Below are 778 nucleotides of genomic sequence, written 5' to 3'. Positions count from 1 at the left end.
ATAAGAAACAAAAAGGATTTTTGTTTCCATCGTTGCTAAAGATTAAATCAATTACTAATTTGTAAAAATTTGAAGTTGCATAATCTGTAAAATCAGCGAGTTAAGAAAAAAGTAAAAAAAAGGTAAAAAAAGATTTGGAATTGGTTTAAAAAGATATTTATATTTGCACCCCGCAAGAGAGGAAGTTCATTGACTAATTGAGAAACAAGTTTTAAAAAAATAAATCAAAAATATTTTAAAAAAAGCTTGTCAGTTAAAAAAGAAGTATTACTTTTGCACCCGCTAACCGAGAGAGAGGCGAAAAATAAGATAATAAACGTTCATAGACATATTGGATTGACAGCCGTCTCGTTTTAAAACGAGACAGAATAAGAGAGTAAGAGAATCGATTAAAATCGAGCTAGACTTTGTCTAAACAAATAAAAAATATACGATGAAGAGTTTGATCCTGGCTCAGGATGAACGCTAGCGGCAGGCCTAACACATGCAAGTCGAGGGGTAGATGTCTTCGGGCATTGAGACCGGCGCACGGGTGCGTAACGCGTATGCAATCTGCCTTGTACAGAGGGATAGCCCAGAGAAATTTGGATTAATACCTCATAGTATTATTGAATGGCATCATTTGATAATTAAAGTTCCAACGGTACAAGATGAGCATGCGTCCTATTAGCTAGTTGGTGTGGTAACGGCATACCAAGGCTACGATAGGTAGGGGTCCTGAGAGGGAGATCCCCCACACTGGTACTGAGACACGGACCAGACTCCTACGGGAGGCAGC

General features: G+C 38.0%; 1 rRNA gene. It reads left to right on the top strand.

The window, feature by feature from the left end:
• Positions 1–430: 430 nt before the first annotated feature.
• Positions 431–778 (top strand): 16S ribosomal RNA (locus tag ACTIEV_RS15490); the annotation flags it as partial.

Source organism: Sediminibacterium sp. (genome assembly GCF_051861365.1).
Taxonomy (GTDB): domain Bacteria; phylum Bacteroidota; class Bacteroidia; order Chitinophagales; family Chitinophagaceae; genus Sediminibacterium.
This window is presented reverse-complemented; position numbering and strand designations above follow the sequence as displayed.